The organism is Vibrio sp. 10N.261.54.E10 (assembly GCF_002877735.2).
Taxonomy (GTDB): Bacteria; Pseudomonadota; Gammaproteobacteria; order Enterobacterales; family Vibrionaceae; genus Vibrio; species Vibrio crassostreae_C.
This window is the reverse complement of the sequence record NZ_MCXE02000002.1, coordinates 1474862-1499730: the sequence shown is the minus strand read 5'-3', so window position 1 is coordinate 1499730 and position 24869 is coordinate 1474862. Positions and strand designations below refer to the sequence as shown.

The window sequence follows — 24869 nt, the reverse complement described above, 5'->3', positions numbered from 1 at the left end:
TGGCTCAATAAACAGCGAACAGCACGTAACTTTTATCTTTGCTAACAAGCCAAAAGGAGACCACTGTGTCTCCTTTTCTTTTGCCCAAACCCGAGTTCCGACACTTTGCCGTACAACACAATTGTAACTAACTGATTACACAATTAAGCAGAGCTGCACATAATGCGATCAATCTCGCAGAACAAAGATGATACCAAGTGCATAATATGCAAAATTTTCTAAAGATGTACTAAGGACAGTTATGGATACAACTACACTCATCTACGATACGTTGGAAGGCCTATCGAGCGCAAAGCCACAGCAACACGCTCAAATCCGCCAAAATCTATATAACCAATTAGATTTATCATTTGAGAAGCAGTTGGCTTTGTATTCATCAGTTCTTGGTCCAGCAAGTGCTGGTAGATTGACCGATTTGGATAGTGCAGTGATGTCTGCACGCAAGATTGTTGGCTTAGAAAACAGCTAAGCAATCTTCAACCTATCTCAACTTTAACGCTGCCATTGTGCAGCGTTTTTTTATGGACGCTATTTACGATAAGTAAGGTTGGTTACGATAAATGCTGTTAGTTGCGATAAATACGGTTAGTTGCGATAAACGCGGTTAAGAAGATAAGTGCAGTTGGGTCTGTTTTTCAAGTTACACGCATTCTCATTTGGTTAATCTTATGTTCCATTTTTAACAGGTGTGTAACCACAATAATGGCGCTAATGTTAGTAGCACGTTAACCACACATCGGATGGAAGAATCATGAGAGTACTTATTGAATATACACAGACAGGCAAATACCGTGATCATGCGTGGGAAGCATTAACGATTCGTTCAAAAGGCGAAATTCAAGCTGTAACTCCCTCTTATGCGGCTCAGCTTATCGAACAGAACCGCGCCAGCTTATCGACCACTGAAAATCAAGATATCGTCATCCAACCTTAATGGCTTCAAGGGCTACCCCTCCTAGTTCCTTAAATCGAATAGTTCGATGACATAAAAAAACGCTGCATGGGTGCAGCGTTTTCTTGTTTCTGGCGTATCGTATTTCTAACGTAGATAGTTTCTAAAGTAGAAAGCTTCTAACGCATCTTGTTTCTAGTGCAAATAGCTTGATTACTTTGGCAGATTTTCTAACGCTTCAACCATCGTCATCAATTTATCGACAATCCTTTCGCCGTCTACTCGCAAGCCATTGTGTTCATATTCATTGGTGATCCACGCTTTCGAGTTAGGAATGTTCGCCAATGTTTCACGGCTGTAATCCAACTCAACGTACATGTCATCGGCGTAAACGGCACACGCCATTGGCACTGTATTCTTGCTCAACTGCTCTGCGTTGTACAAAGTGCCCCAGTCCGACTTTTCAGCCAACATGTTCGCGGCTTCACGCAGTGGCTTCAGCGTTTCAAGTTGGTCGAACATCCATGGGTACACCATTTCACCAGTAAACCAGAACTCACTGCCCGATTGGTAGTTGAAGTGTGGGTACTGCTCACGAACACGATGTGCAGACCAGTTAGACGCTGTACCTTGACAGTAAATCGATTCATGCAAGATTGCGTAAATTGGGTTAGTTAAGTAACCCTGCTCTTGCTGCATTTGATTTAGGAAGCTGTAGCTCAGCTGTCTGTTACCGTTCACTTCAACAAACGCACTCTCCAGTGTGAAATACATTGGAAGGTTTGCTTCGCCGCCACCAAGATTAATACCTATTAGCTGGAACTGTTCAACTGTGAACACCTGACCGTTTGGCAGTCTCACATCGTTGTTGAGCAGGTAATCAGAGATCTCGCGACACATAGCTTGTGCTTGTGGGAACTGAGCAAAGAAAGCTCTGTTTTTGTCTTCTACACGCTTGTAAGTCGCACGATAAACATCGTCAGCTTCTCGTTCAATAGAAGGAATGCCGCCCGTCACATAACAACGCTGCAAGCTCTGTGGGAACAGTGACAAATAGCTCAGTGTACAGAAGCCACCAAAGCTTTGACCAATCGTCGACCATTGCTTAATACCAAACTGTTCACGAATCGCTTCAGCGTCACGAACGATGTTATCCGCTCTGAAATGCGTTAAGTATTCGACTTGTTGTTCTGGAGACAAATGCGCCAAAGTTTCATGGCTGATAACCGTGCTGTTGCCAGTACCACGTTGGTCTAGAAGCAGAACACGGTAGTTTTGTAATGCACGCTTTAACCAACCCGATTGACCACTCACCCGTGGAGAAGGAAAACCTGGGCCGCCTTGAAAGTAGATCAACCACGGCAGCTCTTGCTCATCTTTAGCGAGATCAACCAGCTCACGTGCGAAGACTTGGATCTGTTGTCCATCTTTGGCTTGATAATCAAGTGGCAACTCGAAAGAGTGCTGACGGTACAGGGTGGTTCCATCAATAAAGTTAGCTTGCACGCTTCATTCCTTTTTATCTGATTCTAAAGTCATTGGTACGAATAAAAATGGCACCCTTTGGCACCGTAGTTAGCAAGATAAGCATACTAGCTTGTAAATGAAACCGTTTGTTGAACCTGAATGTGAAGGTACTTCATTAAATCGCCAAATTAGCTTTATACGCGTAACAACTTGTGTCAAAACAGAGAGTTTAAGATGTGATCTATTGAGAAGAAGAACAAAAGTGGGACACAAATAAAAAGAGCTTAACGAGGTGAGGATACGTTAAGCTCTTTGGTTTTATCTGTTGTAAATGAGGTTTTTAGGTTGAACAAGCTCAGGCTTTATAGGTTTAGTTTCTATAAGCCAAAGATCTATAAACTGAGCTTCTGTAACTTATAGCTCTATAAAACAAAGCTAAGAAGCCTCGAGCTCACCTGCACCTTGAATTGAACGTTGGCTGTTTTCAACAAGGATAGCCGTCGCCGTTTCTTTCAACGCGCCCCACTCTCCATCGTCAACTTCAATGCCCTCGTTCCACGCCTTCTCTTGAGTTTTAAAAAGCGCTTCCGATTCAATGTGTGTTTGGTAGCCATCTGACAAACGTTCGATATCGAAATCCTGGACGGAAAGCTCGATGGTCATATTGTGGATATGATCGTCCGATGCCAGAGGCAAATCTGATAAAAACAGTTCTGGTGCAACGCAACCACGGTTAAGCACATACAAGGTGCTCTTAGGATTTGAGCCATTATCCCAACGTGCGGTACATGCGATGCCTTTCGCTGCCAGTTTTACAAGCTCACGGTACGCTAACCAACGGTTATGGCAGTTGTTTAGCTCGATTTTCAGCGTCTTTTTACCGACCATTTTTTCAATGGCGTAATCCATCACCACAGGAAGATGACACGCTAAGCTCGCCTTGTGCAGGTCCACTTCAACTGTGTTGTCGCTTGTCACTTGGATGTCTACAGGGCAATCGTCTTCTAGCCCCATAAAGTTGCTCGCATTGTTAAAATGACGAACACCATCCAAGCCAACCATTTGTAAATCTGCCACCATGTTCGCTATCACATCGGCTTCACCACATGTACGACGCATACCCAGAAAGGCTTTATTAACGGCCGCTACCAGTTCATTGTGAGAAACGATCATAACGATTTACCTCCATGTTGAGCGTTGATATGTGTAGGAACGTTATGAGAGCCAGCAAGCTCCGCTTCACTCGGCGCTTCACTTGGTAAGACTGGGAACACCCACTCGTCTTGATGAATTTCGTCAAGCAGCGGTGCGCCTTGGAAGAAGGTCACACGAACCCAACGATCTGAGCGAGGATCAAACTTAGTAGCCCCAAACATAGCTAGCTTGCAACGTAACAGATGCATCGGCAGCGACTCTTTATGAAGCACGTTCATTTGAATGTCGCCCATCGCTTTGTTGCCAAGCGTCCATACACGACGTGCTATCGCACGATGTTGCGGTTGTTTTACCAAGAACTCTGCTAGAGAAAGCTCTGGTGTGAACTGTAATAAGGAGTGGTACAGACGGTAAGCTTGACGACCAATATCTAATGGCAGCTCACGCTCTTCACCAATTTCTTCTCCTCGAACACCGAGCCTTGGCTCTTCTTTGTCCTGAGAGCGATACCAGAACCAGTAGTTGTTTTCGGCTTTAGTAAAGTCGGTCGTGATAGCCCAACGGTACTTTTCTTCTAACACAACCAAAAGGTCTTGAATCTTTTTACCACTTGGAAGCGACAGTGTTTCGCTGCTATTCATTTGCTCTTGATGGGCGTCCACTAATTCTGGGTACAATTCCATCAAGCATGAGATAAGGATTTCTTGGGCTTCCATACTCATGTGCTTAGATTGTTCAACTAACTGCGCCCACGTATCACATTGGCTGACAAACACTTCTAGCGATTGCTCTGCGTGTTTTAATTCATCAACCGCTACTTTGTTCAACTCTTGCTGGTTTTCATTGATGGTAACGACTTGTTCTAAATGACACACAGCTTTGTTCATCAAAGCGCGTAACGGTTCAATCAGTGCTGTATCCGTGTGACTAGCTAACACGTCAGCCAATGCATGCTCACGTGTTGTCATCCACTGATCGACAATACTCGGGTGGTTAATAAGGTATGGCGCCATGCCTAAACCAGTCGCATTACCAACACCAAGGTAACGCTGTAATCCTCTATGCAAGGTAATCGCTTGTTCACCGCCCTGTTGCTCGGCTAGGTAATGAACCCAATCTAGGCTGAACTCACGCAGCATATAAACCGCACACATTTGCGCACTAAACGACTGATTAAAATCTTCATTTTTCTCTAAGATTTTAAAGTCAGCAATGCCAAATTTGCCATTACCGTATACCGCTGTCGTTCGCAGGATGTAACCCACTTCAGCCAGCTCTTTTGGCGTTGGTTGAACACCTTTAGCCAAGTGACTCACGATGTGTTCAAACACACGTACACTTTTGTTTGCACGCGCCAACACAAGCACGTTATTTGGATTACGGCCTGCTTCTTGAAGCGGTACGTTCGCACGAAGTCTTTCAAGTAGGGCGACATCAACATCACCAAGAACAAGCGCAAACGTTACGTCCCACTTTTCAGCAATTACACGGTCATTTCGTTCGTCATCTGCAATCTCATCGCAGAAAACAACCAAATGATAAACATGGTTTGGCGTCGCAAGCTTATAGATAACATGACCAAAACCTTGAGCGTCTAATTGCCACTCATGTTTCGTCACTTTCCATTCTTGCTGAGCCATTTTACGAATCAGAGTTCTAACGAAGCTGATACGTGTTTGGTGCATTGCACCTAGCCTTTCCGGTGCCATGACGACAGTCGCGTCACGCAGTGCTGATTCAGTGTAGGTAGAACGATGTGCATCCATTTGCTCACCACCTTATAGTTATAGGATTTTGCTAGCCATTCAGAACCGATCGTTGCCATCATTTGAAGCATTCGTTTTTACAGTGTGTTGGTTAGCTTTCACGTTATTTGGGGCAAGCGAGCTCGCCCCTTATTATTTTGTCCTGACTAGATCGATTGACCTAAATACGTGCCGCCCGATGTATCTTCACCAGTACGGTTTTTTGTTCCTTTCGGAATTTTGCATCAGCCTTCTTTCAAAGGCTGATTTGTTCTTATTTAATCAGTTTCTTACAGAGCCTTATTATTACAGCCCCTGCTCTTTTGCCATCTTGATTGCGATTTGAGGCGCGTTCCAAAGTGATGGCAGCAAGATTAAGGAAACCGGTACCGCGGTGATAACAATGAAGGATTGCAGCGCTGAAATACCGCCAGAACCTAGGGAAATCAGAATTAACGCTGTTACCCCCATCATCACACCCCAGAAGGTACGAATAATTGCATTGGGTTCTGTCTCACCACTGATAACTACACTGATGGTGTAAGTCATTGAGTCACCAGTCGTTACGATGAAGATCGTTGTTAAGATCAAGAACAAAATAGATATCAGCATTGGCATTGGTAATTGCTGAGTCACAGCTAGTAGTGCGCCTGGTAAGTTAAAGCCTTCAAATGCCTTACTTACGCTACCCGGATCTGCGATTTCGAAAGCAAGACCAGAGCCACCAACAATCGTGAACCAGAAGCAAGTAACAAACGGTGCGATAAGGCTAATGGTTGATACCAATTGGCGAATACTACGACCGCGTGAGATACGAGCGATGAAGATTGCCATCATTGGGCCGTAACCTAGAAACCAGCCCCAGAAGAATACTGTCCACCAGCTCAACCAACCTTCGTCACCACGGTAAGTCGCCATTGGGATGAAGTTATCAATCATGCTGCCTACACCTTGAATGTAGCCATTGAAGATAAAGTTCGTTGGACCAAAGATCAGGATGTAGACCATCAATGCCATTGCCAAAATTACGTTGTACCGGCTTAGCATTTGCATCCCGCGGTTAAGACCACTTAATGCCGATAATGTGTATAAAACGATTGCGAACAGAATGATGATTAGCTGTGTTGTGAAACCATCTGGAATATCAAACAGTGCGTTCAGTGCGTAGCTGACTTGCAAGCCTAAGAAGCCGATAGGACCGATAGTGCCCGCCGCTACTGCGACAATACAACATGCATCAATCAATGCGCCTGTGTGGCCTTTCAGTGCACGCTCACCCAATACTGGGTAAAGCAAAATACGAGGTTTAAGCGGCAAGCCTTTGTCGTAGTGAAGGTGCATAACCACGATAGACGTTAAGCTGCCGACGATAGCCCATGCTAAGAAACCCCAGTGCATGAAGGATTGCGATAACGCATTCACCGCGCCTTGCTGTGCGTTTTCTTGTGCGCCGTACAATGGTGGTGGGCTAACGTAGTGAGCAATAGGCTCTGCTGCTGCCCAAAATACGCCGCCGCCTGCCAGTAGCGTACAGAAGATGATCGCCATCCAACGGAAACCATCCATTTCAGGTTTAGCGATGCCGCCTAGGATAACCTTGCCTGTTCGCCCTGCCGCAAGGCCAAGACCAATAAGAAAAGTCAGAAGAAGAAGCATTTGCCAGTAAGGACCGAATACTTTAACAGACCATGCAAAGCCAGCGTTTACTAGGCTTGATAACAGCTCGCCATCAAATAGAGCAAGTGCCACGAACAGAGCGATAAAGCCGCCGCTGTACCAAAGTGCTGGGTTGGATAGACCTAATTTATCTGATGTAGACTCAGACCCGTTTGTGTTGCTTGTTGTGTGTGCTTGACCCGCATTTAAGCTTGAAGATTTCACGCTATTGGTTAAATCAGACATACTCTGACTCCAGAGGTTTCTTTGCAGCTGTCATTTGAATGATGACTACAAGGGTGTATTTAACACCTGCCCTATTGTTTTTTGTGTTGGGCAGGCTAATCCATGTTTGGGTTATCGCGTTGCGAAATAGACCGTTGTTCCTTTTGAATAGTGAAATTGGTTTAAGCAGCACTTGCTAATTGAACGTTTGTTAGAAGGCTGCTAATTCGATGATGGCTTGCGAGAAATCGTTAACCCTTGGTTTGAGGCTCTAGGCCATCTTTCAAGAAGTTAAACCAGTTTTCTCCCAAGACTTGCCCAGCTTCAGACTCGCTGAAACCATGACGCATCAATCCGTTATAAATATTTTCCATACCCGCACTACCACAGAACCAAGGCAACGCATCTGGCCAACCTGAGTTGTTCGCAGAGCCTTCACCGTAGTCCATAGCTTTAGACCAACGACCATTTCTCATCCACTCAAGAACGGCTTGAGGTTGGTTTAAGCATAGGTCACTGCCAATACCAAGGTGCTCTACGCCGACCATGTCAGCGGTAGTCGCAACCATCTGGCAAAAGTCTTCCAATGTACATTGGCTGCCATTTGGTAGGTGGAATGGGTATAAGCTGAATCCGATTAAGCCACCGCGTGCGGTTAGGGCTTTAATCACATCGTTTGATTTGTTTCGTAATGCATCATGAGCGAACGTCGGGTTCGCGTGACTGATACAAATAGGACGAGAAGACAAGTCAATCGCTTCAAGTGTTGAGCGCTCGGCACTGTGAGACATATCGATGATCATGCCCACTCGGTTCATCTCTTCGATGGCTTGTTTACCAAAGCGAGTAATACCTGTGTCGTTCTTCTCGTAGCAACCCGTCGCCAATAAGCTCTGGTTGTTGTACGTCAGTTGCATGATCAAAAGACCTTGCTTACGCATCACTTCGATAAGACCGATCTCATCGTCGATTGGAGAACAGTTTTGAGCACCAAGGAAAATGCCGACTTTGCCAGTCGCTTTTGCAGTCTCGACATCAGCCATTGAGTGAATCGGCATGATAAGGTCTGCGTTCTGCTCGAATCTTAAATTCCATTCTGCAAAGCGAGATAAGGTTTCACGAGCCGTCTCGTGGTAAACCGCGGTAGCGTGAACTGCTGTAATGCCGCTCGCCTTTAGTGTTTGGAAATATTCTCTGTTCCAATTGCAGTATTGCAATCCATCTATAACAATCCGTTGCTGGTACATAACCACTCCTATTGAAAGCTCAGTGTTCTAGCTCGGTTTTGAAAACACGCTCAAATAACATGTTTTCAAAAATGGGTTAAATCACTTGTCTAATTTCGTTTGCTGCTTTGGTTGGGATGTTGGCCTGACTCTGTGAATCAGGCCAATTCGATAGCTGGATAGCTAGGCACTTAATATCCTCAGCTATCCAATTCTTATATAGAAAGTGGATTAGTAAGGACGCTGGTAAGCCGTCTTAACCACTGTGTAGAACTCTTTCGCGTATTGACCTTGCTCACGAGGACCGAAGCTAGACTCTTTACGACCACCAAACGGTACGTGGTAATCCGTGCCTGCTGTTGGTAGGTTGACCATCACACAACCGGTCTGCGCTTGTTGCTTGAACATTGCGCTAGTACGTAGGCTCTGAGTAATGATGCCGCCTGTTAGACCGAAGCGAGTGTCGTTGGTTGTCGCAATCGCTTCTTCTAGGTCAGCGACACGAATCACACTTGCCATTGGTGCGAACACTTCTTCTTGGTTCACTTCCCAATCGTTCTTAGTGTTCAAGAACAGCGTTGGAGACATGTAGAAACCTTCGTGCTTCATACTCAAGCGTTCGCCACCAAATGCCAGCTCACCGCCGCTTTGACGTGCTTTCTCAACCCAACCTAGGTTTGCTTCAAGTTGGTTGCCATCAACGACAGGGCCCATGAACACACCCTCTTCCAGTGCGTGACCCACTTTCAGCTCGCTCATACGTTTAATCAGTGCTTCAACGTATTGGTCGTGAATGCTATCCATAACCACAAGGCGAGAAGACGCGGTACATTTTTGGCCTGCGCCAGAGAAAGAACCTGCAATCGTTGCATCAACCGCAGTTTGGATATCAGCATCGTCAGCAATAACAAGTGCGTTCTTACTGCCCATTTCTAGTTGGCATCGAACGAAGTTTGGCGCTGTAGCCGCTGCCACTTTACGACCCGTATCAACAGAACCGGTAAAGCTCACACCGTTCACTTCTTTAGAGTTGATCAGTGCATCACCTACTGTTGAACCGCTACCCAGTACAAGGTTAAACGTACCTGCAGGGATACCTTGGCGGTGGATGATCTCTGTAAGCGCGACCGCACTTGCTGGTGTTAGGTTTGCTGGTTTCCAAATAACGCTGTTACCGAAAGCCAATGCTGGAGCAATTTTCCAAGCTGCTGTTGCTGTCGGGAAGTTCCAAGGAGAGATAATGCCGATAACGCCCACCGCTTCGCGAGTCACTTCAACAGAAACACCCGGGCGTACAGAATCTGCGTTGTCACCAATTTGGCGAAGCACTTCAGCCGCAAAGTATTGGAAGAACTGACCTGCACGGTAAATCTCACCGCGACCTTCAGCAAAAGGCTTACCTTCTTCACGAGATAGCAAAGTGCCCAGCTCATCACAACGGGCAATCAGCTCATCACCAATCGCTTGAAGCACCGCTTGCTTGCGTTCAATCGGCGTTTTTTCCCACTCTGGTTGAGCGTGTTTCGCCGCTGAAATCGCTTGTTGAACTTGTTCAGCACTTGCTTGTGCAAAGTTGCCAATATTTTCAGAAATATCTGATGGGTTAATGTTCGCTACGGTGCTTACACCCGCTTGCCATTCGCCGCCAATGTAAAGTGCGTTTTCTGCTTGAACATTCTGTAAGTGAGTCATCATTCTGTCCTTGTAACGTTAGGTTGCGGTTGAGTCTGGCAACCATCGGATTAATTAATAAATTGTTAATTCATATAGAGAATAAGTATTAATTTTGTATCTAGACGTAAAACTATTCGCTTGTATTAGTAAAGATCTGCGTAGACAAACAGCTTTGATTGGCAAATTGCCTCAGTTCACAGTCCATTTATTCAGGTTGAGACGCCGATGCATAAACCACGAACTCAACCAACATCTCTTCTCTAGCTAGCCCTGCAACAACGACTGCTGCACGATTTGGATAAGGTGCGTTGAAGTATTCTCCGTATACGCTGTTTACCGTTTTCAGGTATTCACGGTCAGTCACGTAAATCAGAACCTGCAGCACAGAATCCATCGATTCGCCTGCACACTCCAAGGTATGAACAAGGTTGTTAAAAGTCTGACGCGTTTGCGCTTCAATACCGCCTTCTACTACTGCGCCCGTTTCATCGATTGGAATCTGCGCAGTGTATAGAGTGCCGTTATTAACGATTGCCCACTCTAGTGGTGCTTTTGAAGCAAAAAGAGAGGTTTTTACTGGGTGTTTTTTAGTTTGTGCGTTCACGATTTTATCCAACTTTGTAACAACTATGTTTCAAGATGGTTAAATACTGCACCTTGACGCCTGATAAATCTAACGGTAAATTTTGTGCATTTGATAAATAAAATCTATCACCTTGCGAAAAGTAAGGTATAGCAAGGGCTAGAGAAGGATCGGAGTCATGAGTATTAAGCTACAACAGTTAAAACATTTCGTTTTGGTGGTCGAAGAAGGTGGATTTAGAGCGGCATCTCACCGTGCAAATCGATCGCAAGCGGCACTTTCGACTTCGATAAAAGAGTTGGAAAAAATACTCGGCCAACCTCTGTTTGAAACAGGCAACAAATCGACACTGACGCCTTTTGGAGAAATATGTTTGCCCAAGATCATTCAATTTCTGAACGTTTACAAAGCATTAGACAATGACTTACGCGCAGCGGCAGCAGGACAACAAGGAAGAGTTCGAATAGCGAGCGTGCCTTCGGTGGCCGCAAAACTCATCCCTAGTGTTTTAGGGGCATTTTGTGAGCAGTACCCGAATGTAGAAGTGAGTTTGATTGATGATAATGCGGCAGGGGTAGAAGCAAGATTACTCTCTGGCGAGGTGGATGTTGCCCTCGGTAATAGCTCCCATTTAGAAGAAGAGAGCATCGACTTCACGCCTTTGCTTTCTGATCCTATCGGTGTGGTGTGCCTCAAAGATAACCCTATCGCCTCTCAACGGGAAGGAATCGAATGGCAAACCTTGTTAAAGCAGCCCTTCATTCGTAACGGGACTTGCACCCTACTGGACCCAACACCTGCGCGCATGCTCAGCGAACAAGCCCTGTACTCTGTCGAGAACATTACCTCGCTTTTTTCGGTGTTAGAGCTCGGGATAGGCGTGACCACGCTACCTAAGCTGGCTTTCCCAACCAATGAAACCCGCTTGGTGTGGATTCCGCTAATTGACCCACCCTTGCAACGACAAATCGGCATTTTCAGACTGTCTGATCGTACGATCTCGCCACAAGCACAGGCTTTCCATGACTTATGTATTCAATACCTCAGTTATGAAGAGTCATAAGAGAGCCTAGATTAAGTAAATTAGGCAGCGCTCTGCTGCCATTTACTTCCTCAAAACTCGGTGTTCTTCTCCGCACCATGCTTCTCGCACACCCAGTCCCCCATTTCACTCCTATATCATCAACATTTAGGCGCTGAATTTTCACTCTCGCGCACGCAAATAGTGACAAGCTGACGACAATATAAAAAATATTCGCTTATTGATAAGGAGCGACGTACGTTTAATTTACCAGAAAAACCAGATCTTCCATCATTGCCTCAAACAAGCTTAACCCCTACCAAAATCACACTTCACAACTCAGCTTGTAAATGAACCTAAGTGTTTGAATAGTCGTAATTGATAAGATCATAAGTTGAAAATTTAGCTCGCTACTCCCTTCTAAAAGACCCTCTTTTTCACAAGGATAAAGCATCTTAAATATTCATGAATAAAGTGATAGAACTATTACTTTCATAAATGAAAAACATTCATTTCAAAAATGGAATTATTGATATCAATATTTGTCGTTTTGATCACATAATTTTAGGCGTAGTTTATATTTTGTCGAAACGAGAGCGAACTAGTTTATATCGTTCTATTTCGTCAGGAGATATAAAACCAGCAAGATTATCTCTTTGTTAACAAGCAAAGTTTTATTAACAAGTAAATGCGAGTAGCAAGACATATTCAAACTGTGTTTTATATGAGCTTACACTGTTAAATATAAGGTTTTATTATGAGGCTTAATGGGATAAGTGGTGACATTCTTGTTGCTGCTAAAAGAGTTGTTCTCTGCCAAGTAGTATTGGCCGTCGGTGTAGTTTTATATGAAGTGTTTTTTGGTAATAAAGTAGATATGGAATCGTCGGCTTTGGGTATCGGAATTGCGATGCTACCTCCGCTGTTTGGTTTTATATATGCAAGCCTAAAGGTGCGCAAGAATCCTAATTATAGTTTACGTGACTTAATGCAAATGAGTCGTGTCGTGAAAATAACTTATACGTTCTTAATGTTTATTTTGGCGTTCCAGTTTTTCAAATTGGATAACCCAGTAATATTGTACGCATATATTCTCACTATGGTTGGGTACTTCTTAACACCATTTATTACTGCCTCTACAAGATCGGAGTACGTGTAGTATGGATCAAGTAACTACCGCTCACGAATACATAGAGCATCACTTAACCTTCTTAACTACAGGTGATGGTTTCTGGGCGTTCAACATCGACTCGATGTTGGTATCTTGGATTACGGGTTTACTGTTTATTGGAGCTTTTCGATACGTAGTGACTAAGGGCACCAGCGGTGTTCCAGGTCGATTTCAATGTTTTATCGAACTGATATTTGATTTTGTAAACAACCTAGTAAAAGAGATTTTTCAAGCGGAGGATAAATTAATAGGGCCACTGGCATTAACCACTTTTGTTTGGGTGTTGTTAATGAACGCGGTCGATTTATTTCCAATAGATTTCATACCAGCATTAAGTCGTGCAATGGGTCTAGAACACTTTAGAGATCTACCAACGGCGGACGTAAATATTCCAATGTCGATGGCACTCGGTGTATTTATCTTACTGTTGACTTATACATTTAAAAATAAAGGATTGAAAGGCTTTATCAAAGAGCTTACTACGCAGCCATTTGATAACCCTCTTTTATACCCTGTTAACTTAGTTCTTGAATTAATAACATTAATTTCAAAACCTATATCACTAGGCTTACGATTATTTGGAAACATGTATGCAGGTGAGATGATATTTATTCTGATCGCATTAATGCCATGGTGGATGCAATGGGCACTGAGTGTTCCTTGGGCACTATTCCACATATTAATCGTATTCTTGCAAGCATTTATATTTATGGTACTGACCGTTGTTTATTTAGGTATGGCAACAGAAGAACACCACTAATTAATAACTAAAAAATTTAACTAACAAATTATTTATCGGAGATACAAATGGATATCGTAAGCGCAGTTTTATATGTAGCAGGTGCATTACTGATCGGTTTAGGTGCAGCAGGTGCAGCATCTGGTATTGGTAACTTAGCAGGTAAATACCTTGAAGGTGTTGCGCGTCAACCAGACCTTACTCCAATGCTTCGTACTCAATTCTTCATCATGATGGGTCTTGTGGATGCAGTACCGATGATCGGTGTTGGTATCGGTCTATACATCATCTTCGCCGTGGCTTAATCAAACCGCTTTGAAAGATCGATTTGTAAATAATCAAGATTTAGTGAGGAAGGTATGAACTTAAATGCAAGCATGTTTGGACAAGCAATCTCATTCGTGATTTTTGTTTGGCTCTGCATGAAATATGTATGGCCCCCTCTCACCGCGATGTTAGACGAGCGCCAAAAAGAAATCGCTGATGGTTTACGCCACTCAGAGAACGCTGCGAAAGAGCTAGAACTAGCAAAATCAAATGGCGCGCAACTCATCGAAGATGCAAGAAAAGATGTGACTGAACTGGTTGAACAGGGCCGAAAACGCCGCAATGAAATCATCAGCTTAGCGCAACAAGAAGCCGAGCAAGAAAAGGCACGCATCTTAGAACAAGGTAGAGCTGAGCTAGAAGGCGAACGCCAAAAGATACGCCGTGAACTTCAGGCAGATATGGCAGACGCAGTAATTCAAAGTGCACAGAAACTGATTAGCAAAAACCTAGATTCCGCAACGAACCGAGCGCTAGTTGACCAAATGATTAGCGAACTCTAAGGAGAGGCAATATGTCAGATTACACCAATATTGCTCATCCCTACGCCAAAGCATCGTTTGAATTTGCTTTAGGTGAAAACCAGTTACAAGAGTGGCACTCAATGCTGTCCATTCTTGTGGCTGTCGCGGAAGAAGAAACGATCGCTAGTCAGATTTCTTCAGCAGAAGGTGCTTCTACACACCAAACAGAAGAGCTGGCAAACCTCATCATTCATATTTGCCAAGGACTCGTTGATGACCACGTCATTAATCTTATTCGAGTCTTGGCCGAGAACGGCCGCCTTTCTGTTGTAAGAGACCTGTTTGAATTGTACTGCGAGCTAAAGGACGAACATGAACGTGTAGTGCCTGTCACTGTCACCAGTTCAGAAATGCTGACACAAGATCAAATTACGTCACTAACAGCTGCACTTGAGAAGAAATTAGAGCGTCAGGTTGAAATGAAGCAGGTTATTGATGACACGTTAGTAGGTGGAATGGTCATCAAGGCGGGTGAAACCGTTATCGATGGTTCTTTAAACACATCAATTGACCGATTGGCTCATCAACTTCACGCGAGATAGGTAACAATTATGCAATTAAATTCAAATGAAATCAGCGATCTAATCAAAGAACGCATCTCGAAATTTAATGTGAGCACCGAGGCTCGCAATGAAGGCACTATCGTATCGGTTCGTGATGGCATCATCACAATCAATGGCCTTGCTGATGTTATGCAAGGCGAGATGATTGAGCTACCAGGTGGCAAATATGCACTCGCACTTAACCTCGATACGCACTCAGTAGGTGCGGTGGTTATGGGCCCCTACACTGACCTATCTGAAGGTATGAAAGTGAAAGGTACAGGTCGTATCTTGGAAGTCCCCGTCGGTAACGGTCTTCTTGGCCGTGTTGTGAACACATTAGGCGAGCCAATCGATGGCAAAGGCCCAATAAGTTGTGACCGACTCGACCCTGTAGAAGTGATTGCACCCGGTGTAATCGAACGTAAGTCTGTTGATCAGCCAATTCAAACTGGCTATAAAGCGGTTGATACCATGGTGCCAATCGGTCGTGGTCAACGTGAACTTATCATCGGTGACCGTCAGACGGGTAAAACAGCGTTAGCTATCGATGCGATCATCAATCAGAAAGATTCTGGCATCAAATGTGTGTATGTAGCGATTGGCCAAAAAGCCTCCACTATCGCTAACGTGGTTCGTAAACTCGAAGACCACGATGCGCTTAAAAACACCATCGTAGTCGTGGCATCAGCATCAGAGTCTGCAGCGCTTCAATACCTAGCCCCTTATGCGGGTTGCACCATGGGTGAATACTTCCGTGACCGCGGTGAAGATGCACTGATCATCTATGATGACCTATCAAAACAAGCCGTTGCTTACCGTCAAATCTCGTTGCTATTGAAACGCCCACCGGGTCGTGAAGCCTTCCCTGGCGACGTATTCTACCTTCACTCACGCCTTCTAGAACGTGCAGCACGAGTGAATGCAGAGTATGTAGAGAAGTTCACTAACGGTGAAGTGAAAGGTCAAACTGGCTCATTAACGGCGCTTCCGATCATTGAAACTCAAGCGGGTGACGTATCAGCGTTTGTACCAACCAACGTAATCTCAATCACCGATGGTCAGGTTTTCCTTCAAACCCAATTGTTTAACTCAGGCTTACGTCCTGCAGTAGACCCAGGTATCTCGGTATCTCGTGTGGGTGGTGCGGCGCAATGCAAGATCATCAAGAAACTGTCTGGTGGTATCCGTACTTCATTAGCTCAATATCGCGAGCTGGCGGCCTTTGCTCAGTTCTCTTCTGACTTAGATGAGATGACGCGCAAACAGCTAGACCATGGTGAGCGTGTTACCGAATTAATGAAGCAAAAACAATACTCTCCAATGTCAGTCGCTGAGCAAGCAACGGTTATCTACGCAGCAGAGAAAGGCTACTTGGTCGGTGTTGAGCTAAACAACATTGCCCGTTTTGAAGAAGAGCTGATTGCTTATGCCAAAGGTCAGAACCCTGCGTTGTTCGAAAAAATCAACGCGACAGGCGATTACAATGACGAAATCGACGGTGCTCTTAAAGAGATCCTAGAAGGTTTTGTTGGGATGAAAGCTTGGTAAGTGCTCCGGTTTGTTAGCTGGAAATCAAAACAAATAGGAGCAGATTATGGCAAGTACTAAAGAAATTCGCACCAAGATAGCCAGTGTTAGTAACACTCAGAAAATCACTAGCGCAATGGAAATGGTTGCAGCAAGTAAGATGCGCAAGGTTCAAGACAACATGACGCTAACTCGCCCCTACGCCGAGAACATGCGAAAAGTTATCTCTCATGTTGCATCGGGTTCCCTGGAGTACCAGCACCCTTACCTGCAACAGCGTGAACCTAAGCGTGTCGCTTACATCATTATCTCGTCCGATCGCGGCTTGTGTGGTGGCTTGAACTCAAACTTGTTCAAGAAAGTGTTAGAAGAAATGGAGCAATGGCGCACCAAGGGAGTCGAGGTAGAAACAACCTTAGTGGGATCTAAGGCTATCTCGTTCTTCCAACGCGGCGGCAACGTTATTGCACAAACGTCAGGTCTTGGCGATACACCTAAGTTAGAAGACATCTTAGGTACGGTGAATGCGATGCTCGGGCATTACGACGAAGGTAAAATCGATAGCTTGTATCTCGTTTACAACCAGTTCGTCAACACCATGGTTCAAGCGCCAACGACCTTGCAGTTGCTCCCCCACCCTTCGGATTCTGAGGAAGGTGGTGAGCCTAAAAAAGCGCGTCGTTGGGACTACATCTATGAGCAAGCACCCAAAGACATACTCTCAGAACTGTTACATCGATACATCGAATCGCAAGTGTATCAAGGCATTGTTGAGAGCATTGCCTGTGAGCAAGCAGCCCGAATGGTCGCTATGAAAGCGGCGACTGATAACGCAGGCCAACTCATTGATGACTTGCAGTTGGTCTACAACAAGGCGCGTCAGGCTGCCATTACCCAAGAGCTGAGTGAAATAGTCTCAGGTGCCCAAGCTGTCTAGGGCTAGAAAAGACTGGGTCAAGAACAGAATTTGAGGATTTAAGAATGAGTGTTGGAAAAATAGTTAAAGTAATCGGCGCGGTGGTTGACGTCGAGTTCAGCGGCGGCAACAGCCCACGCGTTTATGATGCATTGAAAGTGACTAGCGACGAAGCAAGCTCGTTAGTATTGGAAGTACAACAACAACTGGGTAGCAATATCGTTCGTTGTATTGCAATGGGTACGTCAGATGGCTTACGTCGTGGCCTAACGGTTGAAAACACAGGCTCTCCAATCACGGTTCCTGTCGGCGAAGAAACGCTAGGCCGTATCATGAACGTGCTTGGTCAACCTATCGATGAGTGTGGTGAAATCGGTCAGAAAGAAAACTACGAGATTCACCGTGAAGCCCCTTCTTATGAAGAACAAGCAAACAGCACTGAGCTTCTAGAAACAGGCGTTAAGGTTATCGACCTTATCTGTCCATTCGCTAAGGGTGGTAAAATTGGTCTGTTCGGTGGTGCTGGTGTAGGTAAAACCGTCAACATGATGGAGCTTATCAACAACATCGCCAAAGCCCACTCAGGTCTTTCTGTGTTTACCGGTGTAGGTGAACGTACTCGTGAAGGTAACGACTTCTACTACGAGATGAAAGAAGCAGGTGTACTAGACAAAGTAGCCATGGTTTACGGTCAAATGAACGAGCCACCGGGAAACCGTCTACGTGTAGCACTTACAGGCCTAACTATGGCTGAGCGCTTCCGTGATGAAGGTCGTGACGTACTGTTGTTCATTGATAACATTTACCGTTACACGCTTGCGGGAACAGAAGTATCAGCTCTGCTAGGTCGTATGCCTTCAGCAGTAGGTTACCAACCAACACTGGCTGAAGAGATGGGCGTACTTCAAGAGCGTATCACGTCAACAAAACAAGGCTCTATCACCTCTATCCAAGCAGTATACGTACCTGCGGATGACTTGACTGACCCATCGCCAGCAACAACCTTTGCTCACTTAGATGCGACCGTTGTACTGTCTCGTAACATCGCGGCACTGGGTCTATACCCTGCGATTGACCCGTTAGATTCAACGTCACGTCAGTTAGATCCGCTGATCGTAGGCCAAGAGCACTACGACATTGCACAAAAAGTACAAACAACGCTGCAACGCTACAAAGAGCTAAAAGACATCATCGCGATTCTTGGTATGGATGAGCTGTCTACTGAAGACAAACAGACCGTATCTCGCGCTCGTAAGATTGAACGTTTCTTAACGCAGCCTTACCACGTAGCCGAAGTGTTTACCGGTCAGAAAGGTGTCTTTGTACCGCTAAGCGAAACACTAAGAGGCTTTAAAGGTCTATTGAGCGGTGAATATGACGATATCCCAGAGCAAGCGTTCTTGTACTGTGGCTCTATCGACGAAGTGCTTAACAAAGCAAAATCACTCTAAGAGGCAGGTGCACCATGGCTATCGGAATTACAGATAATACATTTCAACTTAATATTGTAAGTGCGGAAGGTACGCTGTTTTCAGGTCCAGCGTATGCCCTAGCCGTTTCTGGCGCTGATGGTGAGCTGGGGATCCGCCCGGGTCACTCCCCGCTTCTCAGTAAAATAAAGCCAGGCGTGACCGTGTTTGTCACAGACCCTAAGTCAGAGGGGCAAGTGCTTTATGTTTCTGGTGGGATGCTGGAAGTTCAGCCGGATGTGGTGACGGTGTTAGCCGATACTGCCTTGCACGGCCAAGATATTGACCGCGCTCGCGCAGAAGAAGCGAAATATGCAGCTCTAGAAAATATCAATAAGGGCAATGTAGACATCAACTTTGCACAAGCTCAGCTTGAACTAGCAAAAGCCGTTGCTCAACTTCGTGCATCAGAACTGACGTCTTCTCGCACTCGACACTGAGAATAGAACTTAGATGCTTAGTGCTTGATGTGTAAATAGTCTACCCACTTAAAAAACAGTTTAAGTGGGTAGACTACATCAGGAACCCTTCTCTCCTTTCCAGCTTCCCCTCCCTTTCAACCGTCCCTAGTACATCCTTTTCAACAACGTTTACACCATTACTTCTCTGAAAAACGCGCTTGGTGCGGATCAAGTTCATGACCAAGAGGTTGTGTGAGTGAATGATATAACTCTGGCTTACGGCCACGAATCCAGCGTCTACCAGTACACATGTCTAACTCTTCTGCTTTTAGCTCTGCAATCACCATGTCGTTATCAACACTATCGGTCTCAGCAATGATTTCACCATAAGGGCTGAGGATCATCGCATTGCCTGTTCTTACTTCATCCATATCAACGCCGACACCATTACTAAACACCACAAACATACCGTTGTCGTGCGCTCTTGCAGGCAACCAACGCATTAACCACTCGCGGCCATTCTTGCCCTGCATTTCAGCACGAATCGCCTCTGGGTTTTCATCTCGGTTAAACCATAATTCAGGGTCAATTCGCTTCATCGCATTCGGGCTTCGTGAATGACAACCGCCCGTTTGGTGTGGCGCAATCAAAATATCGGCGCCTTTCTATGCAGTAATTCGTACGTTCTCGACCAAGTTGTTATCCCAACAAATCAAGATACCGACTTTACAACCATGGGGCGTATCGAACACCGTGTATTGGTCGCCGCTGCTCATATGTGGGCTCACAAAGGTGTGCAGTTTACGGTGTTTCTGAACTTCTCCATTGGGCATCACGAACACATAAGTGTTGTATAACTCGCCATCCACACCCTGCTCTATCAAACCAGCCCCAACACTGATGCCAAACTGTGTTGCCAGTGCAATCAGATTTTGAGTCGATTCACCACTCGGCACAGGTTCCGCTAGCGCTTCTATCTCGTCTCGCGACAAAGCAGACACATGCCAGTAGCCAGTGATGCACATCTCTGGGAAACTGATGATCTCCACACCACTCTTCGCAGCTTGTTGAACGTATTGACCTATCACCGACAAGTTATACGCCTTATCGCCTGCATGATGGTTAAACTGAACCGACGCTACTTTGATGTCTCTTTTCATTATTCGTCCTCAAATTTCGCTTTATCTGATTTGGTATGAACTCAGTATAAAAAATCGATTCAATTCCATATAATGAAAGATATTCTTAGTTCAATGAGCATTCGGAATGGAATTTGATTTACTGAAGGCGTTTTGTCAGTTGGCTAAGTCGGGCAATTATCGTATGGCATCAGAGCAGCTCTACATTACTCAGTCGGCACTGACCAAAAAGATTCAACGACTGGAATCCAATATAGGAGCGAGTCTGTTTTCTCGCGGCAGGAACGGCGCAGAACTGACACACGCAGGTAAAACCTTACTACCCGAAGCCCAACGTTTGGTTCATTCAATGCAAGCGTTTGAGCAGCTTTCAGGCTCCGTAGTGAATGGAACTCAGGGGCATTTGAACATTGGTTTTGGCGTATCTAATTATCACGAAGCACCTAAACTGATTGCCGCCTATAAACAACAGTACCCAGACGTTCACATCACCTTAAATGACACACCTTCTAAGCAGCAGACCGACGAGCTATTGAGCCATGAACTCGATATCAGCTTCAATCGAATACCCGACTCCTCGGATTTAAAGAGCCTAACGCTTTTCAATGATTCGCTTGTGATTGCGGTTCACAAAGATATTCTCAAGCAAGCGCCAGGTAACGATCAGGTTCTCTTTGAGTTATCGAAATGGCCTTATCTAAAATTGGCTCAGCACCGTGGCCCCGGATTAGACAGACAGATTCAACAATATTGTCTTGCCAATAAAATCGACTTATCTAAGACACAAGAAGCCGATGATATCCTCACCCTGCTTGCCTTGGTTTCGGCCAATATCGGTTTCACCATCGTACCCAGCAGTGCGCAGTACATTAGTAACACCGATGTGAATTCATTGCGTTAGAAGGTGAACACGCGACTTGGCCTGTCGGGTTAATCTGGAATGGAGAGAGTGACAACCCACTCAGGGATAGGTTTGTAGAGTTTGTGGCTCATCAAAAAGGAAATTAGACCAGAAGCTAAATTTCACCAACAAAAAAGGCTCACTAAATAGTGAGCCTTTTGATATTTTCTTAACGTAAACCTAAGTCTAAGGTTGATTGCGTTTTGAAAGAATAGCTTTAGATCAGTAGGTTAGAGCTATAACTTAGAAGAACTCAATCGAATTACGGCCGCTTTTGTCATCACGTGTTGGCTTTGGCGTATCCGCTTTCTTTTTCGGTTTCTTCTCTTTTTTCTCTTTCTTTGGTTCAGCCTTTGCGCTTAGCATTTCTGCTTTGCTTTTCTTAGATTCCTTCTTCTTAGAATCCTTTTTAGACTGACCTTTCTTCGCCTTGTTCTCTTTTTTAGGCGTTTCTTTCTTTTTCGGCTTTTCTGATTCTTCTTGTACTGGCTGATCACACACCACTACATAGTATTCTTGGTTGAATTCAAAGAAGTCGCCATCGTACATTTTACGACGCTTACGGGTTTCTAGCTCACCATTTACCGCTACGTAGCCTTCAGAGATGATGTGCTTAGCTTCACCGCCACCACTCACTAGGTTAGCAATTTTAAACACTTTGTAGAGCTCGATTGGCTGTGATGAAACATCAATACCAATTGCTTCAATTTCAATCTCTTCGCCTTCTTCGACCAGCTCTTGGCCTTCGTAATCAGCGTCTTCGTAATGTTCTTGGTCCATGGTGACCTCTACCTAAATATGTACTTCTGAAATATTGGGCGCAGTGTAATCTTAAAACAACGAAATGACCATGTTGAATTCAACCAGAGCCCATTTGTTTTAAACAAACCCTCTGCGTTATAAAACACCACCAACATTCGAAAGACTCACCAACTGCTTGGTATATTCATGCTGCGGATTACCAAACAAAGTCTCAGTGTCGCCCTTCTCTATTACCTCGCCAGCTTTCATGACGATGGTGTAATGACACAAGGATTTCACGACATTCAGATCATGACTGATAAACAAATAGGTCAGGCCATACTTTTCTTGAAGTGACTTCAGCAAATCCAATACTTGAGCTTGAACGGTTCTGTCCAATGACGATGTTGGTTCATCGAGCAGGATAAACTCTGGCTTTAAAATCAAAGCACGAGCAATCGCAATACGCTGCCTTTGACCGCCAGAAAACTCATTTGGGTAACGGTGACGCGTTTCAGGATCGAGGTCAACCTCTTTCATTACGTCACAGATGCGTTGGTCGAGTTCGTGCTCATCCAATTGTTGATGCACTAACAAACCTTCGCCAATCACCTGAGCGACCGACATTCTCGGGTTTAGCGCAGAAAACGGGTCTTGAAAGACTACTTGCATACGGCTTCTAAACGGAAGCATCTGTTTTCGATCTAAACCTTGAAGCTGTTCACTCGAGTAAGTGATTGACCCTTCACTATCTACCAGCTTAAGTATCGCCATACCGGTCGTCGATTTACCAGAACCACTTTCGCCAACCAAACCGATTGAGTGCCCTTTCTTCAAAGTGAACTCCATGTCGGTCACAGCTTTAACATGAGAAATGGTGCGCTTGAATAAACCGCCCGTGATCGGGAACCAAACACGAAGTTGATTTACATCGAGTAGCGGTTTGCTTTCGGGTGACACAGGAACGGGCAAACCTTTCGGATCAGAGTTAATAAGTTTTTGAGTGTAAGGGTGAGCAGGCGCGTTAAACAGGGTATGACAGTCGTTACTTTCGACCAAGCGACCATCTTTCATTACTGCTACTCTGTCGGCAATCTTACGAACGATACTCAAGTCATGAGTAATGAAAAGCATTGCCATACCCAGCTCTTGCTGCAGGTCTTTTAGAAGGTCGAGGATCTGCGCTTGCACCGATACATCCAAAGCCGTTGTCGGCTCATCAGCAATAAGCAGCTCTGGTTCATTGATCAGTGCCATCGCGATCATCACGCGCTGGCGTTCTCCACCAGATAGCTCGTGCGGATAGGCTGAAATCTTTTGCTCAGGATAGCGAATGCCAACCTTTGAAAGCCACTCTATCGCCAAGGCTTGTGCTTTGTTGGTTCGCATACCACGATGAATTGCTAAGGTTTCAACAAGCTGTTTTCCAATTCGATGAAGCGGATTTAGGGAAACCATAGGCTCTTGGAAGATCATTCCAATACGACCACCACGAATCCCACGTAGCTGTCTTTCAGAACAACTCAGAATATCGGTGCCAGAGAAATTGATCTTACCGTTTAAGTAATGAGACGAGCCTTTTGGTAACAGCTTTAAAATCGAGTTAGCCGTGACCGATTTTCCGGAACCACTCTCACCCACCAGCGCTAATGTCTCACCTTTGTATATTTCTAAAGAGACATCTTGTGTCACTTGCTCTATCGAGTTTTTTCGCCCGAAACCGACAGACAGTTTATCTATGGTCAAAACCGGAGAAGCAGGCGTTGTATTTGAATTCATAACCTATCCTTACTTCTGTTGATGCGGGTCGAAAGCATCACGCACCGCTTCACCAACGAAGACCAGTAACGTAAGCATCAGTGAAAGCACGACGAAGGCAGAAATGCCAAGCCAAGGCGCTTGTAAGTTAGCTTTACCTTGCGCCAACAACTCGCCTAACGAAGGCGAACCCGCAGGAAGACCAAAGCCCAAGAAGTCTAACGAAGTCAGTGTGGTCACCGAGCCTGAAAGAATAAACGGCATCATGGTTAACGATGCAACCATCGCGTTAGGTAACATGTGACGAAGCATAATACGTTTGTCATCAACACCCATGGCTTGCGCGGCTCGCACATAATCGAAGTTTCGGCAGCGTAAAAATTCCGCTCGCACGATGCCGACTAAACTCATCCAACTAAACAGCACCATAATCCCGAGCAACCACCAGAAATTCGGCTCAATAAAACTCGACAAAATAATCAGCAAGAACAGGGTCGGCATACCAGACCAGACTTCAATGAAGCGTTGTCCGAATAGATCAACCCAGCCACCGTAGTAGCCTTGTGTTGCGCCAACCACGACACCAATCACGCTCGATACAATGGTCAGAATAAAACCAAATAGAACGGAAATACGGAAGCCATAAATGATACGAGCTAATACATCTCGCCCCTTATCATCAGTCCCTAACCAGTTCACCGAATCGGGCTCCGATGGCACCGCACCTGAAATATCGAAGTTTATTGTGTCGTAGCTAAACGGAATGATTGGCCACACGATGTAACCGTTGTCTTCAATGAGCTCGATAACATACGGGTCTTTGTAGTCGGCCTCGGTTTCAAACTCACCACCAAACTCCGTCTCGGCATATTCATTGATAACAGGCACAAACCACTGATTATCATAAGAAACCAAGAGTGGTTTATCATTGGCAATGATCTCAGCGAACAGGCTCAAGCCAAACAAGATGGTAAATATCCAAAGGGAGATAAAACCACGCTTGTTTGCTTTAAAACGTAACCAACGAGCTTCAGCTAAAGGGTTGTTAAACATTTATTATCAATACC

The 24869-nt window shown here is 45.0% G+C and carries 21 protein-coding genes and 3 pseudogenes; 13 read left to right on the top strand and 11 right to left on the bottom strand.

Features of this window, described 5'->3' with window-relative positions:
* Positions 1-241: 241 nt before the first annotated feature.
* The gene (locus tag BCU07_RS17945; protein ID WP_004730426.1) at positions 242-469 is read left to right on the top strand and encodes a PAS factor family protein; all 228 of its coding nucleotides are present in this window, start codon (positions 242-244) and stop codon (positions 467-469) included.
* A gap of 282 nt (positions 470-751) precedes the next feature.
* Positions 752-934: a hypothetical protein gene (locus tag BCU07_RS17940; protein ID WP_004730424.1), complete on the top strand. Its 183-nt coding sequence runs from the start codon at positions 752-754 to the stop codon at positions 932-934.
* Between the two features lie 171 nt (positions 935-1105).
* On the opposite strand, the gene BCU07_RS17935 is transcribed toward BCU07_RS17940, so the two are convergent.
* From BCU07_RS17935 to BCU07_RS17905, 7 genes and pseudogenes are all read right to left on the bottom strand, one after another.
* Positions 1106-2398, bottom strand: a complete 1293-nt coding sequence (locus BCU07_RS17935; RefSeq protein WP_017064721.1) for an alpha/beta fold hydrolase — start codon at positions 2396-2398, stop codon at positions 1106-1108.
* A gap of 396 nt (positions 2399-2794) precedes the next feature.
* Complete coding sequence (locus BCU07_RS17930) at positions 2795-3532, bottom strand: DUF3726 domain-containing protein (protein WP_102428311.1); 738 nt, start codon at positions 3530-3532, stop codon at positions 2795-2797.
* A pseudogene (locus BCU07_RS17925) lies at positions 3529-5342 on the bottom strand (hypothetical protein). The gene BCU07_RS17930 and the pseudogene BCU07_RS17925 overlap by 4 nt, the downstream one beginning before the upstream one ends.
* A 223-nt stretch (positions 5343-5565) precedes the next feature.
* Positions 5566-7161, bottom strand: a complete 1596-nt coding sequence (locus BCU07_RS17920) for a BCCT family transporter (RefSeq protein ID WP_048660322.1) — start codon at positions 7159-7161, stop codon at positions 5566-5568.
* Positions 7162-7391: 230 nt separating this feature from the next.
* Positions 7392-8387 (bottom strand): membrane dipeptidase, encoded by a 996-nt coding sequence (locus BCU07_RS17915; protein ID WP_017060833.1) that lies wholly within the window; start codon positions 8385-8387, stop codon positions 7392-7394.
* A gap of 210 nt (positions 8388-8597) precedes the next feature.
* Positions 8598-10058 (bottom strand): aldehyde dehydrogenase family protein, encoded by a 1461-nt coding sequence (locus tag BCU07_RS17910; protein WP_017060834.1) that lies wholly within the window; start codon positions 10056-10058, stop codon positions 8598-8600.
* A gap of 187 nt (positions 10059-10245) precedes the next feature.
* Positions 10246-10644, bottom strand: a complete 399-nt coding sequence (locus tag BCU07_RS17905; protein WP_017060835.1) for a RidA family protein — start codon at positions 10642-10644, stop codon at positions 10246-10248.
* Positions 10645-10801: 157 nt separating this feature from the next.
* Here BCU07_RS17905 and BCU07_RS17900 point away from each other — a divergent pair, with 157 nt between their 5' ends.
* The 10 genes from BCU07_RS17900 (at position 10802) to BCU07_RS17855 (ending at position 19302) form a co-directional block, all read left to right on the top strand.
* A complete protein-coding gene (locus BCU07_RS17900; RefSeq protein ID WP_017060836.1) occupies positions 10802-11686 on the top strand; it encodes a LysR family transcriptional regulator in 885 nt (294 codons plus the stop codon).
* 715 nt (positions 11687-12401) lie between these two features.
* On the top strand, positions 12402-12803 hold the full coding sequence (locus BCU07_RS17895; protein ID WP_017060837.1) for a hypothetical protein: 402 nt from the start codon (positions 12402-12404) through the stop codon (positions 12801-12803).
* 1 nt (position 12804) lies between these two features.
* Positions 12805-13575, top strand: a complete 771-nt coding sequence (gene atpB, locus BCU07_RS17890; RefSeq protein WP_102332883.1) for a F0F1 ATP synthase subunit A — start codon at positions 12805-12807, stop codon at positions 13573-13575.
* 47 nt (positions 13576-13622) lie between these two features.
* Complete coding sequence (gene atpE, locus BCU07_RS17885; protein ID WP_004730405.1) at positions 13623-13859, top strand: F0F1 ATP synthase subunit C; 237 nt, start codon at positions 13623-13625, stop codon at positions 13857-13859.
* A 54-nt stretch (positions 13860-13913) separates the two neighbouring features.
* Positions 13914-14384 carry a F0F1 ATP synthase subunit B gene (locus BCU07_RS17880; RefSeq protein ID WP_017060839.1) on the top strand — a complete coding sequence of 157 codons (471 nt, stop codon included), beginning with the start codon at positions 13914-13916 and terminating at the stop codon, positions 14382-14384.
* An 11-nt stretch (positions 14385-14395) separates the two neighbouring features.
* Positions 14396-14947 carry a F0F1 ATP synthase subunit delta gene (locus BCU07_RS17875; RefSeq protein ID WP_102428313.1) on the top strand — a complete coding sequence of 184 codons (552 nt, stop codon included), beginning with the start codon at positions 14396-14398 and terminating at the stop codon, positions 14945-14947.
* Positions 14948-14956: 9 nt separating this feature from the next.
* Entirely contained in the window at positions 14957-16498 is a 1542-nt protein-coding gene (gene atpA, locus BCU07_RS17870; RefSeq protein ID WP_102332884.1) for a F0F1 ATP synthase subunit alpha, read from the top strand.
* A gap of 46 nt (positions 16499-16544) precedes the next feature.
* Complete coding sequence (gene atpG, locus BCU07_RS17865) at positions 16545-17414, top strand: F0F1 ATP synthase subunit gamma (RefSeq protein WP_017064727.1); 870 nt, start codon at positions 16545-16547, stop codon at positions 17412-17414.
* A gap of 44 nt (positions 17415-17458) precedes the next feature.
* Positions 17459-18844, top strand: coding sequence for a F0F1 ATP synthase subunit beta (gene atpD, locus BCU07_RS17860; protein WP_017060843.1), 1386 nt, complete (start codon positions 17459-17461; stop codon positions 18842-18844).
* Between the two features lie 14 nt (positions 18845-18858).
* The gene (locus tag BCU07_RS17855) at positions 18859-19302 is read left to right on the top strand and encodes a F0F1 ATP synthase subunit epsilon (RefSeq protein ID WP_004730391.1); all 444 of its coding nucleotides are present in this window, start codon (positions 18859-18861) and stop codon (positions 19300-19302) included.
* A 158-nt stretch (positions 19303-19460) separates the two neighbouring features.
* On the opposite strand, the pseudogene BCU07_RS17850 reads toward BCU07_RS17855, so the two are convergent.
* Positions 19461-20423: pseudogene (locus tag BCU07_RS17850) on the bottom strand (nitrilase family protein).
* Positions 20424-20529: 106 nt separating this feature from the next.
* On the opposite strand from BCU07_RS17850, the pseudogene BCU07_RS17845 reads away from it, so the two are divergent.
* A pseudogene (locus BCU07_RS17845) lies at positions 20530-21410 on the top strand (LysR family transcriptional regulator).
* Between the two features lie 136 nt (positions 21411-21546).
* On the opposite strand, the gene BCU07_RS17840 reads toward BCU07_RS17845, so the two are convergent.
* From BCU07_RS17840 to BCU07_RS17830, 3 genes are all read right to left on the bottom strand, one after another.
* Positions 21547-22083, bottom strand: a complete 537-nt coding sequence (locus BCU07_RS17840; RefSeq protein WP_102428314.1) for an RNA-binding S4 domain-containing protein — start codon at positions 22081-22083, stop codon at positions 21547-21549.
* Positions 22084-22200: 117 nt separating this feature from the next.
* Positions 22201-23823, bottom strand: coding sequence for a microcin C ABC transporter ATP-binding protein YejF (gene yejF / locus BCU07_RS17835; RefSeq protein ID WP_102428315.1), 1623 nt, complete (start codon positions 23821-23823; stop codon positions 22201-22203).
* 9 nt (positions 23824-23832) lie between these two features.
* On the bottom strand, positions 23833-24855 hold the full coding sequence (locus tag BCU07_RS17830) for an ABC transporter permease (protein WP_017060847.1): 1023 nt from the start codon (positions 24853-24855) through the stop codon (positions 23833-23835).
* Positions 24856-24869 lie beyond the last annotated feature (14 nt).

Coding starts and splice junctions, on each gene's coding strand:
- BCU07_RS17945 (WP_004730426.1), top strand. CDS start 242: ATGGATACAACTACACTCATCTACGATACGTTGGAAGGCCTATCGAGC.
- BCU07_RS17940 (WP_004730424.1), top strand. CDS start 752: ATGAGAGTACTTATTGAATATACACAGACAGGCAAATACCGTGATCAT.
- BCU07_RS17930 (WP_102428311.1), bottom strand. CDS start 3,532: ATGATCGTTTCTCACAATGAACTGGTAGCGGCCGTTAATAAAGCCTTT.
- BCU07_RS17920 (WP_048660322.1), bottom strand. CDS start 7,161: ATGTCTGATTTAACCAATAGCGTGAAATCTTCAAGCTTAAATGCGGGT.
- BCU07_RS17915 (WP_017060833.1), bottom strand. CDS start 8,387: ATGTACCAGCAACGGATTGTTATAGATGGATTGCAATACTGCAATTGG.
- BCU07_RS17910 (WP_017060834.1), bottom strand. CDS start 10,058: ATGACTCACTTACAGAATGTTCAAGCAGAAAACGCACTTTACATTGGC.
- BCU07_RS17900 (WP_017060836.1), top strand. CDS start 10,802: ATGAGTATTAAGCTACAACAGTTAAAACATTTCGTTTTGGTGGTCGAA.
- BCU07_RS17895 (WP_017060837.1), top strand. CDS start 12,402: ATGAGGCTTAATGGGATAAGTGGTGACATTCTTGTTGCTGCTAAAAGA.
- atpB (WP_102332883.1), top strand. CDS start 12,805: ATGGATCAAGTAACTACCGCTCACGAATACATAGAGCATCACTTAACC.
- atpE (WP_004730405.1), top strand. CDS start 13,623: ATGGATATCGTAAGCGCAGTTTTATATGTAGCAGGTGCATTACTGATC.
- BCU07_RS17880 (WP_017060839.1), top strand. CDS start 13,914: ATGAACTTAAATGCAAGCATGTTTGGACAAGCAATCTCATTCGTGATT.
- BCU07_RS17875 (WP_102428313.1), top strand. CDS start 14,396: ATGTCAGATTACACCAATATTGCTCATCCCTACGCCAAAGCATCGTTT.
- atpA (WP_102332884.1), top strand. CDS start 14,957: ATGCAATTAAATTCAAATGAAATCAGCGATCTAATCAAAGAACGCATC.
- atpG (WP_017064727.1), top strand. CDS start 16,545: ATGGCAAGTACTAAAGAAATTCGCACCAAGATAGCCAGTGTTAGTAAC.
- atpD (WP_017060843.1), top strand. CDS start 17,459: ATGAGTGTTGGAAAAATAGTTAAAGTAATCGGCGCGGTGGTTGACGTC.
- BCU07_RS17855 (WP_004730391.1), top strand. CDS start 18,859: ATGGCTATCGGAATTACAGATAATACATTTCAACTTAATATTGTAAGT.
- BCU07_RS17840 (WP_102428314.1), bottom strand. CDS start 22,083: ATGGACCAAGAACATTACGAAGACGCTGATTACGAAGGCCAAGAGCTG.
- yejF (WP_102428315.1), bottom strand. CDS start 23,823: ATGAATTCAAATACAACGCCTGCTTCTCCGGTTTTGACCATAGATAAA.
- BCU07_RS17830 (WP_017060847.1), bottom strand. CDS start 24,855: ATGTTTAACAACCCTTTAGCTGAAGCTCGTTGGTTACGTTTTAAAGCA.